Origin of the sequence: Spongiibacter thalassae (assembly GCF_012272835.1) — a bacterium.
Lineage (GTDB): Bacteria > Pseudomonadota > Gammaproteobacteria > Pseudomonadales > Spongiibacteraceae > Spongiibacter > Spongiibacter thalassae.
The window spans coordinates 520,465-539,244 of record NZ_JAAWWK010000003.1; the positions used below are offsets into that span (position 1 = coordinate 520,465).

Annotated in this window: 4 protein-coding genes; all 4 read right to left on the minus strand. The window is 55.9% G+C overall.

Features of this window, described 5'->3' with window-relative positions; genetic code table 11:
- Positions 1-144: 144 nt before the first annotated feature.
- The gene (locus HCU74_RS11175) at positions 145-6,579 is read right to left on the minus strand and encodes a chitobiase/beta-hexosaminidase C-terminal domain-containing protein (protein WP_168450486.1); all 6,435 of its coding nucleotides are present in this window, start codon (positions 6,577-6,579) and stop codon (positions 145-147) included.
- A gap of 376 nt (positions 6,580-6,955) precedes the next feature.
- Positions 6,956-7,456, minus strand: a complete 501-nt coding sequence (locus tag HCU74_RS11180) for a hypothetical protein (protein ID WP_168450487.1) — start codon at positions 7,454-7,456, stop codon at positions 6,956-6,958.
- A 6-nt stretch (positions 7,457-7,462) separates the two neighbouring features.
- On the minus strand, positions 7,463-11,686 hold the full coding sequence (locus HCU74_RS20035) for an RHS repeat-associated core domain-containing protein (protein WP_345889683.1): 4,224 nt from the start codon (positions 11,684-11,686) through the stop codon (positions 7,463-7,465).
- Positions 11,598-18,482 (minus strand): Ig-like domain-containing protein, encoded by a 6,885-nt coding sequence (locus HCU74_RS11205; protein WP_210425237.1) that lies wholly within the window; start codon positions 18,480-18,482, stop codon positions 11,598-11,600. Before HCU74_RS11205 ends, HCU74_RS20035 begins: the two co-directional genes overlap by 89 nt.
- Between the last annotated feature and the right edge of the window lie 298 nt (positions 18,483-18,780).

The following is an 18,780-nucleotide window of genomic DNA, read 5'->3' on the forward strand; positions in this document are numbered from 1 at the left end:
ATCGACGTTTTACCCACATTGTGCCTATATCCATGAGTCGAGGGTTTTCGGTCCCTTGACATTTTTCTCGGCGGCGCACCTTCCCACCATTCAATATGACCTGGCAACGCCTTACCCCGCGTAGCGTCACGATTTGCCGCCATCCTATAAGGATTCCACATTGGGTACAGCGACAAATAGCGTCGCGGTCACTTCCGACTCTGTCATATCGGCGCGGAACGCAATGACCTTCACCAAAGCTGGCCCATGTAACTCGAAGCTTTCACCATTGGCGATTTCGAATCCATGCGTTGGCGTCGGGTCGCTGCCATCCAACGTGTAACGGATCAGGGCATTCTCAGTATCGCTATGAACAGTGACTACCGTGGGTGAAACGCTAATGCTGGCGATCGTTCCCAGGCTCAAGCCTTCCGCTGTTGACATTGTTGGCTTCGCCGCACGAATAGCGTACTCCGCCACTGTCACTTCCGATTCAGGTCGGGTTGGCGTGTACGCAATGGCTGTCAGAGTTCGATTAATATCGATGTGTACCGACCCTCCATTACTGAGTTCGATGCCACTGAAGCGAGTCGGCGTCGTTCCATCCAGCGTGTATCGAATCGTGGCATCCGTCGTATCACTCTGGATCACGACGGAGGTTGATTCGTTGTAGGTGCCACCGGAGGGCGAGAACAGCGGACGCGATGATTGCGGATCCGGGTCGACAACAACCATGCATGCCGGATGCTCATCGAAGGCCTCACAGTCGCTTCCCTGGCGATCGATAGTCGCATAGCCATCTGCCTCGATTCTCAAGGTATGTGAATCGCTCCCGATTTTCGGCGCAGCGAATTCAAAGAGTCCATCGGTGTCCGTCCTGGCCGCGTACGGCTCCCCATGCGCATCCTGCAGGTTCTGCACTGCGATCAATGCGTTACTGACGGGATTGCCCGCTGATGTGACCACTTCGCCGCGATAGGTTAATGCAGGCTCGACCTCGCCAACTTCCGAGTAGGCGTCCACATAAAGATGGCTTGATTCCGGTATCACCTTGGCCCGGAATGGCTCACGCTGAATAACGTCAGCAGCGTCGATGCCCACTGTGGCCGGGTTGGCCTCCTGCGCGTTATCGGTAGCTACGGCTGTCGCGTCGATGATGGCGATATCGCCATAGCTATCGGTGTTGCCATTGCCATCCAAAATCTCGAAGCTCATATTCTCGCCCGCCGTGGCCCCGGTAACGACAACAGTGGCCTCGCCCACCCTGCCGAGCAAGGTGGTTGGAGACAAGTGCACCCCAAACGGTACCGCGACACTGAACGAATGGACGTCGCCCGTTTCCTGGTCGGTCACGTAAATGTCATAGTAGCCTGCAAACGCCCCGGTGTTTGGCACCATAAAGCTGTAGCCACCGCCCCCTTCATCGACCAGGAGTCCAGTCATACCTTGCGGATTGGCAAAGGCTTCCACGCTAAAGTTGCCGCTACCCCCTTGGGGCGTCAGCAATAGCGTGTCACCGGCGGGCAGTTGTCCACCGCTTGCTTCAAACTCCGGTGACACCTCAACGCTGATCGGCGGATAGACATAGTAGGTGTCAGCAGCGCTTTCGGATGCAATCCAGTCGGTACGATACGCACGAACCGTCAGCACCGTGGTGGTGTTCATCGCCAACGACAGAGGATCGGTGTATCGCGCCGATGACTCGTTCGGCTCACTGCCATCCAGCGTGTAACGAATATCTGCATTGGCCGTCGTGGTGCTTAATGCCACCGTTTGTTCGGTGGTATACGAACCGGCTGGCAAACTGAAGGTTGGTGTCGCCACCGTGCCAGTTATTACGTAGGTTGCTTCCGCCGTCAATGAATCCACCCAGTCGTCACGGAAGGCCTTAACCCGAAGCGTGGTGGTGCTGTCGAGTGGCAATTCAATCGTGTCGGAATACAGGGTCGACGTTACCGTCGGCTCACTGCCATCGGTGGTATAACGTATCTCGGCACTGCTGGTTGCGGTACTCAGCTCCACTCCCTGCGCAGAGGTATACAGGCCAGCCTCCAGACTAAACACTGGCGTCGCCACGGTGCCAGTAATTACATACGTGGCTTCTGCAAACGCCGAATCGACCCAATCCTCGCGGAATGCCTTGGCGCGAATTGTGGTTGTGCTGTCCAGCGGCAGCAATATAGCCTCGGTGTAACGCAAGGAGGTTGCCGTGGGTTCAGTCCCATCCGTGGTGTAACGGATGTCGGCATTCGCCGTGGCGGTAGTCAGTTCCACGGCTTGTGCGGTCATATACAGCCCTTCGTCCAGACTGAAGCCAGGAGTCGCCACCGTACCGGTGATGACATAGCTGGCCTCAGACCTTGCCGAATCCACCCAGTCTTCACGGAATGCTTTCACACGCAGCGTGGTCGTGCTGTCCAGTGGCAGCTCAATCGCACCACTGTACAGTGTCGATGTGGTTGTCGGTTCGCTACCATCGGTGGTGTAACGAATCTCAGCGTTGGCGGTCGCCGTACTCAGTTCGACCGTTTGCGCCGTCGTATACAGTCCTGCTTCAAGACTAAACGTCGGTGTGGCCACTGTACCAGTAATCACATAGGTTGCCTCTGACGTAGCAGAATCCACCCAGTCTGTCCGGAACGCTCTTGCACGAAGCGTCGTTGTACTGTCGAGAGGCAAATCGATAGCACCGGTGTACAGAGGTGAATGCGCCGAGGGCGTACTGCCATCCGTGGTATAACGGATCTCTGTGTTAGCCGTGGACGTGCTTAGCGTCACAACCTGGGCTGTCGTGTATAGCCCGGCGTCCAAACTGAATTCCGGCGCCGATACTGTGCCCGTAATGACGTAAGAGGCTTCTGCCGTCCCGGAGTCAATCCAGTCCGTGCGGAAAGCCTTCACGCGAAGCGTGGTTGAACTGTCCAACGGCAGCGCAATCGCACTGGTATACAGCGCCGATTCTGCAGTGGGCTCGCTGCCGTCCGTGGTGTAGCGAATCTCAGCATTGGCTGTTGCGGTGCCAAGTTCCACCGTCTGTGCTGTGGTGTACAGCCCTGCCTCCAGACTGAAGGTCGGCGTTGCCACGGTGCCGGTGATTTGGTAGCTCGCCTGCGACGTAACCGAGTCGACCCAGTCCGCCCGGAAGGCTTTGGCACGCAGCGTGGTGTGGCTATCCAACGGCAAGTCAATCGCCCCGGTATAGAGTGCTGAACCGGCCGTGGGCTCGCTGCCATCGGTGGTAAAGCGGATGTCGGCATTCGCGGTTGCCGTACTCAGCGTCACGGTTTGCGCGGTGGTATAGAGCCCTTCTTCCAGGCTGAATGTGGGCGCCGCCACCGTGCCAGTAATCACGTAAGTGGCGTCGGTCGTGGCCGAATCCACCCAGTCTGTTTTAAACGCCTTCGCCCGAAGGGTGATCGTACTATCCAGTGGCAAGGCAATGGCGCTGCTATACGGTGTTGAGGTCGCCCCGGGCTCACTGCCGTCCAGGGTGTAGCGAATGTCAGCGTCAGGCGTGGTGGTAGCAATGTCCAGCAATTGTTCGCTGGTGTATATGCCCGGCGCCAAACTATAGGTTGGCGCGTCCACGGTGCCGGTAATGGTGTAGGACGCCACCAGTTCCTCGGAATCAACCCAGTCCGTCTGGAATGCGCGGGCGCGAAGCGTTATTTCACTGTTCAGCGGCAACTCAATCGGGCCGGTATACAGCATAGAGGTAGACGTAGCATCGCTGCCGTCCACGGTGTAGCGGATTTCCGCCGTAGTTGGGTCGGCGCTTAGCTCTGCATATTGCACATCGCTATAGGTACCGGGTGCGACACTGGTCACCGGCGTCGCTACCGTCCCGGTGATCACGTAATGTGCGTGCGCCAGTTCAGAGGCCCGCCAGCGGGATTTAAAGGCTTTGGCTTTCAATTCCGTTGTAGAATTCAGCGGAAGTGTCAGGGCATCGGTGTAAAGCGTTGAGGTCTCCGTGGGATCGCTGCCATCCGTGGTATAGCGAATCTCCGCCTCCTCAGTGTCGGTGGCGAACGTGACAGATTGTTCAGTGGTGTAGGTGCCCGATGCGAGGCTAAAGCTCACCGGTGCAACCCGTGGTGCACCGTCGCGAAGGAAGGTCGCGACATGGTTGTGGTCGGTGATCAATTGGCTAAAGAGCATACCATCAAGCGACAAGGCTGATCCCTGCTCTGTCACCAGGGTCGTTATCTCGTCAGGCGCCTGCAGGTGGATAAAGCCTTCGGCAAAGGCGTTATAGCCCTCAGCCAGCGTCAATTGCGCCAGTTCGTAGGTGTGAGAGCCTTCTTCAAAGTCGATATTCGGCGACGTATCTGGTGGCAGAATAGCCAAATACCCTACTCGCTCCGGCAGAACCGGGTCTCCTTCCTCCGAGGCGTTTTGGGGCAACAATGCCAGCTCAAAACCCTGAGCAGAAACATTGCGTGCTCGCACTAGGGTGAGGTCACCATTGGCGGACTGCAGGGTCAAGAAAACTTCAGGCGTGCCCGCGAAGGGCCAGTGAAACTCAAATGCTTGCCAGGTGTTGGCGCCCGCCACATCGATGGTCCCGACTTCCCATACACTATTATCCATCAAGCGGTAGCGTCCTGCTTCCATGACCAGATAGGGGACGGATTCTTCGGCATCTTCCTCGGGTAAATCAGGCCATTGCTGGAATCGCAGCTGGACACCATCTGAGCGCAACGATTGCGCCTGGGCCAGTCCTGGCGCGGGAGATGTTTCTGATGCGGTGCCAAGAATCAGTACAGGCCGGGTGAAGCTCTGCTGCAGGGGTATGTGCTCCCAGGACTCGCCCATGGCGGCGGTACCGCTTTCAACCGGGAAACCGGCTATCGCAGCGCCATTTGCCGGGTCTTCAGTCTGTGAATTTTCATCCTCTTCGGACTGTGCGGTAAGACTGCCATCCGGGTCCCACCATGGGTAGACAGTGATGCGCACCGTGCGGGTATCCTGCAATTCTCCGTTGTCGGCGGAAAACTGCATTTCATACACACCGGCCTGACCATCCTGAGGGAACCAGGTAAATTGGCCACCGCCCTCCCCCTGATCCACAAAGGTCGCGCCCGGCGGCAAGGGGAAAACACTCAGGGAAATGGGCTGGTTGGCCGAATCACTGGCCTGAACGATGAACGAGCTTTGACCGCCTTCATAGGTCGTTTTGTCACCAATAAATGCCAGCGATGGGGCTTGAGACTCCACCACGCGCGGCGCCATCACCACCTCGTAGTGACCGGAAGTGGCCGCATCAAAAACGTTGATAAAATAGTCCCAGGCCACGCCATCGGCATTACGCTTGCGCGACAACCACACATTGGCCGAATCGATCGACTTGCCATCAGCACGCACCATATTACTGATATCCAGTGTGCCGTTGCTTGGGTCAGGCAACTGTATATAACTGAGGCCCGCCTCCGCCGGTGCTTGCAGCTCAAAGGTATGGAGACCTGCCGCACTCGACGTCAAGGTCATACTGGATCCTGACGAATGGTCTACGACGCTGGTGGCAGTGCCATTGGACTCGTAGACGATGAGAGCCTCTCCCTCATCGGCGAGAAAGTCCCGCACGGCATCGCGGCCAGGCAAGTCCACCCGCACATCGTGAATCAACCAATGGGTATTGGTCGCTTCCACGAGCGAGGTCAAACTGCCGCCTAACTCGTCTGAATGGGAAAAGCTGGCCTCAAACTCCGTAAATTGTCCGGAAAGACTGGTCGACATGTTCCAGCGCCCCATCGCGGCGCCCGAGGCGGCAATATCACCGAAGTTCAACAGCAGAGAGGGAGTAGCACGTTGATCATTAACGAAACTCCCCAGAATTTCAAAGCCGACCAGCAGACCTTGCTCGTTTTCGACAATACGCGGTTGCGCCGATTCAATTTTGACGTTCTTCGCAGCAGCTTGGCCATTGTTCAGTACACGGACACCCAGTGTATAGGGCTCGGCGCGTTCAATTTCCTGAGTAAAGGCATCATCGCCATGTACTTCGCGGGGCAGAAAATAATCCAGCGTCAGCCGTGGCATGGGCTTCACCAGGATAGAATCCGGCACTACCTCAATACTCTCTTCTTTGCCGCCAGCGACATACGAGAGGGTGGCGCCGACAAAATAACGCACGCCAGCGGGGGCATCGACAGCGGCGCCTGGTGCAGGAACGATCAGCCAGCGTACATCGGCAGAGGCAGACGCGGCAATGGTCCCGCTGCTGACGCTGTCGATGTTCTCAAGATCGCGCACCGTAATAAAGAAACTGGCTGAACTGGAATTCGGGTCGGAGCTGGCAAATACGGGATCGCCGTTGGCGTCGCTGAAGTAAACATCGACAGTGACATTTTCCAGAGCGAGGGTGTCGAGGGCATTGTTAATCCGCATATGGGCTTCAAAGCCCTGACGCTCAAAAGTGAGCTCCTGCTGAATGTCGATTTTGACCGTGGCACAAACGGCTTCGTTTTCGGCGGCAGCGACCGGCATGGCGAACTGGCAAAGCAGGGTCAGTCCCCATAGGCACCAGATTTGCCAGCGGCGGTAAACGCCACTCAAAGCCTGATGAGATGTCTGATGTTCTGCAAGCACCCTAAGCATTCCCTGCATTCCTTGTGTAATTCGCTTTTCCTAACGATGTTTGCCGTAGTCAGTAAGGCACTTGTCACTCGCTCCGTGATCTAAATCAGACCTGGTTCTCCTGAAGCCAGTGACGACAATATTCCTGTTCTCGGGTCACCCCATATTTTGGGGCGCCCTATCCCTTGAGGTTTATTCCCCTGCCGCTACATTATTCCGGCCTTAGCCGGATTACGCTCTACGCAGTGGTTGTCCCAGCACCACGCTGCTCGTTTTTACAGCTTGTTCACGAGGCGTGGGGGGCACCCTCCTGATTTTTGTGCACCCTCTACGGTTACCTTTTCACTGCTCTAGAACGAGAAATTAAATAAATCTGTCACCTTTTTCCTGCTCCTTTCTATTTACTTTTAAAAAATAACTTCCAAGAAAGCACCAAAATGAGGATAAAAAATAATATCTGAAAAACATTCCCCTTCCCCCACATACATGCAGAAGGGTCAACTTTTTTCCAATTTACTGCCATCCCTTCCGCATCCTTCTTTTTTAACTTTTTAAACTTTATGCCTCTACCCCCCTCTGCGGCCTTCAACGAAAAGTAATAATCCTTTAAGTTAGCATCCTCCACCAATAAAATTAGCTCCTCTTCATTGGAGCTATATTTTTTTATTCTAACTACTTCAACATCAGGAGAGTCATCTAACTCAATCCTTCCTCCCGGGTAAACAAGCCCCCATCCTTCACTATCATTTACCCGAAAGCTTCCATTAAACCAGTCAAAAGCGAAATCAGCAGGCTGGCCAGCCTGGATAAAGCTTGTCCCACAAAAAGCTGCTCGACGTTCTAAACTTACGGAAAGCACTAAAAGTATAAAAATAAGTATTGAGAGAATTTTCTTCATTTTTCCTTATCTATTTGGGCAATCTAAATAAGGGTTAGAGTAAGTTTCTGACCAAGACCAAGGCTCATAATCGAAAGGAGTTCCGAACTCACCTCCTCCAGGCCCCTTCCTGTCACTATCATAGATCGGATCCCAAAACCCATCGTCTTTATTTGTATATGTCGTAGTGCATATTCCACCATTACACAAAGTCGAATAATAAATAGGTGTGTCTCCAACATGATAAACCTCAGATTCAACATTTACTCCATAGTTACCATCTAGAGACGGAGACAAGCCAGACCGTATCCTTTCAGACCTATATCTCTGCTCAGTACTATTTTTAATAGCTTCTTTTGTTTTCGGCCCAAGTTCAACTGAACGACCATCCCCAGACCAGTAGTGATTATAAGCTTCGTAGGTACTATCTACTTGGAGAAGCCCTAGAGGGTCAGCATACGTCAAAGGATTCCCCAACACATAGGCAAACGTATTAACTCCTCCCCTCAACCCAATCGGATCACTTTGGATGTACCGCCCCTTCTCCGGATCATAATCCCTAAAGTAGTTGTAATGCGTTCCTGTCTCTTCGTCATAGTACTGCCCCGGGAGCCGCAGGTTGTTTTCGATGGTGTTTGTGGTGATCGCGGCCTTCCCAAACGCGTTGTAAGTCGCACTCCATAACACCGCCCCGCTTCTGGCTGTAATTTTCTGCGGCGTCCCCAGATGGTCATTATGGTAATACCCCACCTGCCCATTCTGATTAATCAGCAACGGGTCTGTCCCCCAGGTGCTATCTGTCTTATACAGATAGCTGGTGGTAATACTGCCCATGGTATCCGCTTCTGCCACCAGCCCTTCCTGGGCGAAAAGGTAATAGGTGGTAGTGTTTGTTGTTTTACTGAGCCGCCGACCGAACGGGTCATAGCTGTACCGGGCAATCAGGACGTCGTTCTGATCTCTGATTTCGCTTAGTCGATTTTCAATATTGTAAGTGTAACGGGTTTCGTCATTTGTTTCGTTGTTCGTTTTATTGATCAGACTGCCATTGGCGTCGTAGGTATAGGTAATCGGCCCGCGCTGGATCAGCCGGTCATTGTCGTCGTACACCCATGTATGGGGATCATTTTCTGTATTGAGGTCGGTGCTATCGGTTTGGCGGTTGCCCACCGGGTCGTAGGTGTAGCCGACATTTTCCGCTTGGTTGGAGGTCACCGCCAACAGCCGATCAACGGCATCGTAGCCGTACTGATAGCTGTCATTCAGGGTGTTGCGCCCCAGAATATTATCCACCGCATTGTAAGTGTAACTATCCTGCTGCACCGCGTTCTGGCCCGGGTCCAGCCCGGTAATCTGGGTAGGCCGCAGGAAACCATCATAGGTCCACTGCCGCTTGCCGCCTCCTGGTAAAGTCGCCTGGGTCGGCTGCGACCACTGGTACCCATTAACCGTATACGTGCCCTCACCTGGGATGTTTACACTGGCCAGTTCGCCATTCGCGGTGTAGCTGTAGGTGTAGGTAATACCGTCCGGATCAGTAAAGGACTGTTTCCTGTTATTGGCATCGTAGGTGTAGGCATAACTGAGAGTGAAGGCCCCGTAGTTGACGGTCACCTGAGTCATGCGGTCAGCCAGATCATACTGGTAGGTCGCGCTGGTCTGGCCGTCATCGTATCCGGTCAGATTATCGCGGTGGTCGTAACTGAACGTGACAAGTTTTTGGGCATTAGCGGGATCTTCCGCGCTGGCCTCTGTGCTGAAGTAGCGGGTTTCGATCAGGCGGTCGTCATCGTCATAAATGTAGTGGATGACCTGTCCTTTAGCATCAATCGATCCACTCAGGTTTCCATTGACATCGTACTGGTTAGTAAATGCAGCACCGCTGGGCAGAGTTTCCGCGGTCTGTCGGTTATTGCCGTCATATTGGTATTGGCGAATCGCTACGTCTTTGGCATTTGTGACGGCAATCAGGTTGTCCCGGCTGTCGTACTGGAGCTGGGTGAGAGCCTGAGCCGCATCGGTCATGCGTGTTATACGCTGTAGGCCATCGTAGGTATTGTGGGTGACTCGGCTGAGGGCATCGGTGACGGTGATGCGGTTGCCAGCCTTGTCGTAGTCCGACCGGCTCGTACGGATAGGACTGCCCTCAGTCTCATCGTCACTCTGTATGACCCGGTAACGGTTGTCGTAGTGCAGGGTCTGGGTATAGGTCGGGAAGTGGATGGCCGTGAGCAGATTCTGGAGTTTGCCTTCTGCATCGCCGTAGCTCATGGAGACCGTGTTTCCCATCGCATCAGTTATGGACGCAGGTTTACCTTCCGGGGTGTACTGCAGGTATACGCTATTCCCCAGGGCATCGGTCACCCGGATAGGCCGGTTGCCGCCATTGTAAGCGAGCGCAATGCTGGCCCCCAGAGGGTTGGTGGTTTGAATGAGTCGGTTACGCCCGTCGTAGTCCATGGTGGTAACGGCATTACCAGGCTTGGTCAGAGTTTTGAGGTTCCCGACCTTGTCATAAGCCAGGGTGGTGATATGGCCCAGTGCTGTGGTGTGGTGGGTCAGATTACCCGTGGCATCGTACTGCCGGGACCAGGTTTGGCCCCGTGCATCCTTTTTCTGAAGGGCATTGCCCAAGGCATCGTGGCTTAAGTATTCAGTGGTATGGCCTTCGCCATCGGTATAGGTCTTGAGATTGCCGTAGGCATCGTAGGTCATGCTGATGACCGCTTCTGCAGTGTTGGCATCGGCTATAAAGCGGATCTGAGTGGTGTTGCCATAGGCGTCGTAGCTGTACTCAATGACTCGCTGCTCAGGCAGCCCTACCGCCTCAGTGGTACGAATACGGTTGCCCTTGGCATCGTAGTCATATCGGGTGATCACACCGTTTTCGTCGATTTCTTCCAGCAGGCTGGAAAAGGTGGGCTCCCATTTTCTGCTGACATGACTGCCATCGGGGTAGGTGATCTTTGTGATGTTCAACCACTCGTCATACTCAGTGGTAGTCGTATTGCCGTTTTCATCCACACTGGAACGGCGGCGTTTGGACTTGGCAATGTTCACCCGCCGTGTTGTTTGCCCGTTGATCCCTGTATCGACGATTTCCCCATCTTTGTTATAGCGACGGGTGTTAAGAGTGTTGGCCCCATCCACGATGGCAATGCTTGATTCCTTTGAGGCCTCGTTGTAACTGAATTGATAAGAAGACTGGCTGCCCTCGCTATCAGTTATACTCGATAACACCGGCCGCGATTTCAGGTTGAGGTACTTGAGGCAGGTCGCGCCGCGGTATGACCAGCGCTGATTAACCTCGTCAAATGCCCAGCGCCCCCCAACCGATTGAGCGCACACCGTTGAGTCTTGCGCAAAGTAGTTGATGCTACGCATTCGGCCTTCGGGGTCGGTACGCTCGACCACCAGGCCTTCAGTACCGGAGGTCTCTGTACCGTAGCGATAACGCCAGGTATGGCCTAGCACGTCTTCGATCTGTGTCAGTGCACCATCAGTGTAGGTGTAGATCACCTCTCTACCGCTATAATCCTGGACCTTTTGTAACAAGCCCTCGGCGGTGTAGGTATACGTTAATAGGGTATTGTGCTGATGATCCTGGACTTGGGAGATACGGCCTTCACCATCGCGTTCAACGTAGACAGACACCTGGTTGCGATCGTGGTAGGAGACCAGACGACCCGCACTGTTGTAATGGATAACATTGCCCTGCCGGTCTTCCCAACGAAAGCCTTCCACCGTACGCGTAATACGGCGACGCTCGTCGTAGACATAGGTATCCGTTTCACCCGCGCGGGAATACACAAACTGATTGCGCAGGATAAGGCTGGGGGGATCCACCGCGGGATCGTTATCGGCTTTATACCGTACCTGAAGATCCGCCCAGTCAGGATTGAACTGCCAGGTCCTTCCGTTTTTGAGCTGACGTTTGTGAGAAACAAATCCGCCCTGCACTTTAACACGCAGGTCGATGGCAGTTTCTTCGTAGTAGCCGGTAGAGTAATCCGCCCCTTCAAATTGGTAGGTGATGCCTGGCGCCGCGAATGCGGGAATAGACACAAGCGCCAGTAACACTACGCCAAATGTAACCAGCTTGCGTTGAAGCAGCGCCCTTCGTTGTTTGATCATCGTGGTCACGCGTCCTTTCTTGATCATCTTAACTGCCCGCCCCATTTCCCGGGCTCGGACAACTTGCGCCATCTCCTTTCGGTGCCCGACAAGCGGGTATGCCGCCCGTTTTATCATCGCGCAGGAATCCGCCGCCTCCGCCGCCGCCAAAGCTGCCGCCAGCTCCACCCGCGGACCAGTAGCCGCCACCTCCACCAGCGCCACCTCCCCCACCGGGGCCACCGGAGCCACAGCTACTACTATCGCTGCGGTTCCACTCCATTGGCAGCTCCTGGTCGGCAGTATCTCCATTCGCACAGGTGTAATCGCTGCTGACCTCTCCCTTGGCGGTGTAGTTGTAGCAACCACCCCCTGTGGCATCGCCATCCGGTTCGTGAGATTGCAGCATCACGATTCGATACGGCACAACGAGGCTTTCATTAGCTTCAATGGTATCCGGCAATCCGACCATCAATTCGTAGCGGTAGAAGTCGTCGCTTGGTGGCAAGTCCACCTGGAGGTTATCCGCCCGAATCAGCCCGTAATTGGTAATGCGCAGTTCGCCATAATAAACCTCTCCCACTGTCAGGTTGGGAATATTGATACTCAGTGGCTCCACGATCACTACGGCGGCCGGTACGCTCGTTTCATAGGTGGCTGTCGCGGTGATATCGTAACGGTCTTCAATAGTCACTTCGTTGACCGACCACTCAACGGTGACCAGGTTGTAGTCGAGGAAAAAGTTTTCACTGGCCACAACGCCTGGCAAAACACGCAGACGTCCCGCGCCATCGGCGTGGTTAGGCGCACTGATCCGGTAGAGGTAATTCCCCGAAGGAATCTCCGAAAACAGGGCTTCCCCGCTGGCATCTGTGGTCAGACTGAATTCAACGGCCGCCACTTCTTCGTTAATGAGCCGCACTTTGGCGCCAGACAAGCCTTCAATGACCTGGCCGGTGCCATCCAGCGTTGCTGTGTAGATATCGGAGACTTTGAACAAGGCGCCGCCGATACCGGACTGAGTGACCGCAACAAACACATTGGCCTCGCGGACCGGATGGTTGTCGCTACTGATGCGAAGTTTGTACTGATACTGGCCTTCCGCGAGGCTGGCTGGCGGGCTGGCAATGATTTGCAGCGGACGCTGCTCACCCACGGCCAAACTGCCCTGTTGCTCCGGCACAGCCAGATACAGCCAGGACGGCGCCGCGTTCCCTCCGGTATCGACGAGACGGACACGGACATTGACCATTTCGGCGAGACCGCGGTTTTCAAGGGTAAAATTGGCGCTCACGCTTTCATCCTGAGCGACGCCGGTTTCCACATAGTTTGGATACCAGTACAGCGATGGCAGTGCTTCATCGAGCAAGTAGGTCACTGGTATGCTCGCCAGCGGTGTATCACCACTTTCATCGCTGAAGACCTGAACGGCGAACTGCCCCTGCGACTCTGCGGTATGGTCGGCTGTGAAGTCGAGATCGATGGTGCCATTGCTGTTCTGGCCGAGATTCAGGTGTTGGCCGATATCCAACGTCACGCCTGCTGCCAATGGCGTGTCAGGGTGGAGCTCCACCCGAAGATTGCTGGCGGTCGTTCCTGGACCGGAGCGCAGGGTGACAGGAATCGTGTCATGCTGACCGTAGGCGGTATATAGCGAGGCCTTCGAGGGGCTGACCGAAACCCGGCTAATGGCAAACGTCCCTTGAACCGGCCGATCCTGAATGTCGGGGTGAATCACCGAGACCGTGTATACACCGGATTCCCCTTTTAAGGGTTCAAAGGCGTGACTAAATCCACCCTGTTCATCGGTATATACCTCGATACTGCGCTCAAACCCATTGCCCTTAATGACCAATGTCAAGGGCACTGAAGACAGTGGTGCGTTATCGGCTCTCGTCAGAGCCTGACCGCTGATCACAATCGGCTCTTCGCCAAATGAGTTTGCTGGAGTGATGCCACTGAGGCTACCGTAGTACAGGGTGTCAATCAAAGTGAGGGTCGCGCTGGTACTGGGCCCCGCGATGGCCACGGCATCGCTGCGTCCCAGGTGGTAGTGCAATGTATCCACATAGAGGCGAACCGTAATCTCAGCAGGCGCGGCGGCGGGCACCGACAGGGTTTTCCAGTCGGAGGTAAAACTTTCGCCTGCCGGAATACCCGCCACTACCGTGCCGTCAGACCGGGTGACCACGTCGTTGCCCACAAATTGGCGGAACGCCTGGGTGCTGAGCACGTTACCGTCCAGATCGCGAAGCTGGTAGCGGATTTCATCAGAATCGCTGTTGCCGTTATTGCGCGCCACCACGATTTCAATATCCACATCGGACGTGTTCTCCAGGGTGAACTGCACTTCGCCGGTCGCGCCACGGGTGAATTCCCGGGTGGCGACACTGAGTACCAGACCGGCGTCACCGACGATAATGTCCCCGGTCCGCGTGGCCGTGGTGTGTTCGCCAACGTTGGGTTTGGTCTCAATGGAGGTGGTGAGCGAAGACACATTACTCAGGTCCGCCGCTCCGCCGAATACCACATCGACTGAGGTGGACTCCCCTGCAGCCAGGGAGAATGTGGCGGATTGCGCGGAGTAGACACCAATGGTCGCGACAACCTGTATGCCCGTCGCGTCGGTTTGCCCGAGATTCGCCACCTGATAGGTCAGGCGGTTCATCACGCCGCGCAATATTTGACTACCTTCCGTCAAACTGGCGCTGAGCGCCGGCAGTAACAGGCTGCGCGGCAAGCTTTCTTCGCCCGCTGGATCCACGGCCACGAGGGTGTACACGCGCTCGCCACCATTAAACCCTGAGTCGCTGTACGTCATTGAGGTCATCAAGGCATCGTTCAGTTTAAGACCGGTATCCCGATCGCCCAGGTACAAATCGAAACCATCGATATTGCTACCGTCATGTGTCCAGTTCAGTTGCGGTTCACCGCCTTCAGACAAGGTAACGTCAACACTGGATATCGGCAGCAAGCTAATATTCAGATAGGCGGTATTGGAAGGCACGGATTGATTTCCCGCAGCGTCTACCGCCGTCACGACATAGCCCGGTGATTGCGCAGCGGGTGAAGTATCAGTGGTGGAGAGAGAGGCAATGCCGTCACGCACCGGGATCAGACCATCGACAGAGGCAATGTTGTTGCTACTGTCACGATAGAGCGTATAGGTCACGCCCTCGCCCCCGGTATGCTGCCAGGTGGCGGCGATACCCTGTGGTGTGAGCTCAACGTTTAATGCGGTGGGGGCTTCTGGCGGTACAGACAACGCCGTCACGCTAACGGGGTCACTCAGGGCGCTCAATGTTTCCTGATTATTGACACTGCGCACACTGGCAATGGCGTACAGGTACTCACCATCCACCGTGGTCTGATCGTCATAAAGGGTCACGTCGCCGGTGCGGACCCGTTCGGTCAGTCCGGTTTCGCCGGGTGCCTGACGATACAGCTGATAGTCTGCAGCATCAGGCACGGCCTGCCAGGTAAGTTGCACAACACCGCCCGGTAAAGCGACCGCGCTCAGACCCTCAGGGATTTCCAGCGGGGGCAGATCGCCCTGATACACCTGAATACTCTGAGAGGGCGGCAATGTCGTACCCACATTACCCAGGTCGTCCACCGCCTGGAAGCTGAAGCTGAGCAACTCCGGCGCATCCAGACCGGCATCACCGGGCAGGGTAAAATTATAGCGCCAGCGAACATCATCCAGCTGTACACGATCGGGCATGGCGGTGTTGCTGCGTCCCTCACCGGACAGAAGATAACTTAGCGCTGGCTGCTCTCCGCCCTGCAATGCTTCAGTCAGCGTAATGGTCACCGCCACTGTAACCGGCGCCGATTCGTCGTTGCGAATCGGGTGGGCCGGATTCACGGTGAGTTCACTCACGGCCGGGCCATCGGTATCGATTTGTATCGTCGCGCCGCTTTCAACTTCAGTACCGCGATTGCCCAACACATCACGGGCTGAGAATACGGCATAGGCGGTGCCGCCAGGGGTGAGCGGGGTAATCTCAAAGCTGCCGCTATAGTGGGTATCATCCACCCGTTGCAATTGCACAGGCAGCGGCACCCCGTTGGTTGGTGTAATGCTGAGGAAGGGCGTAGTTAACAACGGCTCGCTGACCGTTACATGCACATCCACTGCACCGGTAGCAATGCGCCCTGTAGCCGGATCAACATTGCCATAGGGGGTATAGTCGATGGCTACCGCCGTCGGCGCAGTCGCGTCAGCAAGGGCCGAGACCTGTGCTGAGGGCGCACTCACCGTACCGATGTCATTCACGGCAACAACACGGTAAACCCAACGGCCATCGGATGGTGGCAAATCGGAATAGCTGGCCTGGGTTAAGGGCTGGCTATTGATGCGCGTTGCATGTTCAACAGCATCGAAATCCGCATTGTGGCGATACAGATTGTAGTGGGAGAAGTTCTGAGCCGTGACTGGGCTCCAGCTCAGGCGGACTTCGCCGCCCTCTCGCGCCTGGGCCAGCAGACCTGTGGGTGTGGGCGGCAAGCTACTGTTTAATACCACGGTTCGGGCAGCGCTCTGCCCGCTTTCCCCACCACGGTTGCTTGCCGTCACGCGTATGTCGTTGCTGCCTTCTACCAACGACAGCAGGGCACTGAATTGCCCAGTACTATTGACGACGACCGGATTCCCCGACGCACTGCCGTTGTTGTACACCTGCGCCTGGCTGTCAGGTTCGGCAGTACCACTGACTGTGATACTGCTGAGATTAGTTTCCAGGCCATCGACAGGTGCAGTCAGTGCCGGTATATCGGGCGCTGCCAAGGCCACTTGCACGGTGTATTCGAGTGTCCGTGTGTATTCCAGGGTGTCGTATGCCACCACGCGCAGGAGGTAACTGCCGTCGTCGACCGCTTTGATATCCCAGTTCGCGCGATAGTGGGCGGAACCATTGGCATCGGTCGCGAGCAATATATCGTTGATATAGAACTCGACTCGACCTATACCGCTCTTGTCCGTCGCGGTTACACTGAACTGCGCGGGGCGTGCTAGCACCGCACCCTCACCAATACTGGTACTGCCATACAAGAAGTCACTGAGTATCGGGCCTTCGGTGTCTGCTTCCGGTGTGCCCGCGACAGACATTACGACGGGATCTACGCCATTTGACGTATTCACCGTGGCGACTGCGAAGTAGTACGTTTGGTCATTTGTCAGTCCCGCCACGCGAATACTACTGTTGCCAGCACCAGCCGTCAGAATAGGCGTCATTGCAGAGATGTCGGTAAACGGCTGATCAGCCATGTAGATCGCGTAGTGCTTGATGAATTGGGCCGGTTGTGCGCCCTGCCAGCTCAGTTCAACCATCGCATTGAGCGGCTCGGTGCTCAGTCCGGTCGGATTTGGCAGCCAGGTGACGCCAGTTTGACTGAGGCCGGTACTTTCATTGTCGTCGTTATCAACACTGGTAATGCGCAAGGTGTGCGCGCTGGCGGCGGCCAGGCTATTCAGGGAATACGTGGTAGTGGCCGGAGCGTGGGAGGCCAGCAGGGTATCGTTCTGATAAATCCGAAACCCGGCTAAATCGGCATCGTGGTCGTCGGGCGCTTGCCAGACAAAGGACAAACTGTCCGCCCCTGAGGTCACCACGAGGCCGCTGATGTTTTCCGGCGCCACCACATCCACAGGGGCTGTGGCGGTGGGCGTGACGGAGGCCAGGGCGTTACTGACCTGGTCTACCGCCAGCACTGCGAAGTAGTACGCTTGGTTACGGCTCAGCGGCGCCGCACTGTAATTTTGTATCCCTGCTGGTAGTTGCGCGGCGATGGTTGCCGCATTCGGATCCGTAAACGCGGTGGTCGATCGCAGCACCCGATAGAGGGCAATATCATTCCCATTTGCCTCTTCGTCGTAGCCAGACCAGTCCAATTGTACGCTGAGGCCATCGCCTTCAGGGTCGATGGTCATCGGCACGGCGCCCGGTGCAGTATTGTTGTAGTTAACGCTGATTACTACCGCTCTGCTCTCATTGCTGGCCCGATCGTGTTGGGTCAGCGTCAAGGCGTTGTCCCCTTCGACCAGCGTGACCGTTTTTGACCAGGTCGTCGAGGCGGTACCGGGAACCCACTGTGAGCCGTTGAGCCACACGGAGGCCCAGGCTTCCTTGCTGCCTGAGAGCAGAATCGTGCTCGTGTTGACCACATCAGGCACAGAGTTGATCCCTGGGGCGTCCGGCGGGGTCTGATCCAAGGTGAAGCTGGTGCTGCCCTGGCTGGAGCGCAGACCCGCCTGATCCTGAAGTGTCACAATGACCTGATAGATGGCGTCCGTCAGTGCAGAATTCGGTTGGAAGATCATCTGATCCCCCTCGAGGCCCCACGTACCAGATACCTCACCACCATTGCGCAGCACGCTCAGGGAGGACCCCGCCAGATCCAGACCGCTGCCGATCTCGACAACATCAATGGCGAAAACCGAGGGCGCCGTGCGCGTGTAGGTGCCATTCGCAGGGGACATGCCCGCAATGGCAGGCGCGATGCTGTCTACCTCAAAGCGCAATGCCACCGCAGTGCTCTCGTTGCCAACCGCATCTCGGGCGGTAACTGCAAGGTCATTGATGCCCTGCTGCAGCGGTACCTCGGCGCTCCAGGTATCGTCATTGGCCGCAACATACTGTGCGCCGTTAACGTAAATTGAGCTGCCCACATCCCTAGTCCCGGTCAGCGCTACATTGTTCGTTGACAGGGCATGTTCCGCGGGAAATCCTGCGTAGTTGGCCACGCTCGGCGCTGATGGCGGCGTGGTGTCCAGAGTGAGCGCTCCGTCGTACACCGCCTCCATTGCCTGGCCCTGTAGACTCAAAATATCCGGGCCTACACTCACCGTGTAGTCGCCATCCATGTCCAGCGGACTCACAGGAATGATCGCAAATGTGACCTGATCCAGTTGATCAATACTACTGACGCTCATTGCCCCGCTCGGGCCCTGCAACACCACATCGTCCACTGTGAACGTTGCGGCATCTATTGAAACATTGAACACTACCGTCAGCGAATCTGGAGACGCGCCGACCAGTCCTTGAGGCGACATCGACACAATCGAGCCAGCACGCGCCACTGACTCTGTGTAAATAGTACCCGGCTGACCATCTCCATAGTTGTTCCCGCCCTTGACTCCACCGACTACTGAGACCTGAGCTGCCGGATCAAAGCCGTTGAGTGAGTCGTAGTACAGTGCGATGCGGCCCCCGCCGCCGCCGGAAGAGTCG

What these genes read in the sequence shown, in the direction of transcription:
- HCU74_RS11205 (WP_210425237.1), bottom strand. Translation starts at nt 18,482, where the DNA reads ATGAGCGTCAGTAGTATTGATCAACTGGATCAGGTCACATTTGCGATC.
- HCU74_RS20035 (WP_345889683.1), bottom strand. Translation starts at nt 11,686, where the DNA reads ATGATAAAACGGGCGGCATACCCGCTTGTCGGGCACCGAAAGGAGATG.
- HCU74_RS11180 (WP_168450487.1), bottom strand. Translation starts at nt 7,456, where the DNA reads ATGAAGAAAATTCTCTCAATACTTATTTTTATACTTTTAGTGCTTTCC.
- HCU74_RS11175 (WP_168450486.1), bottom strand. Translation starts at nt 6,579, where the DNA reads ATGCTTAGGGTGCTTGCAGAACATCAGACATCTCATCAGGCTTTGAGT.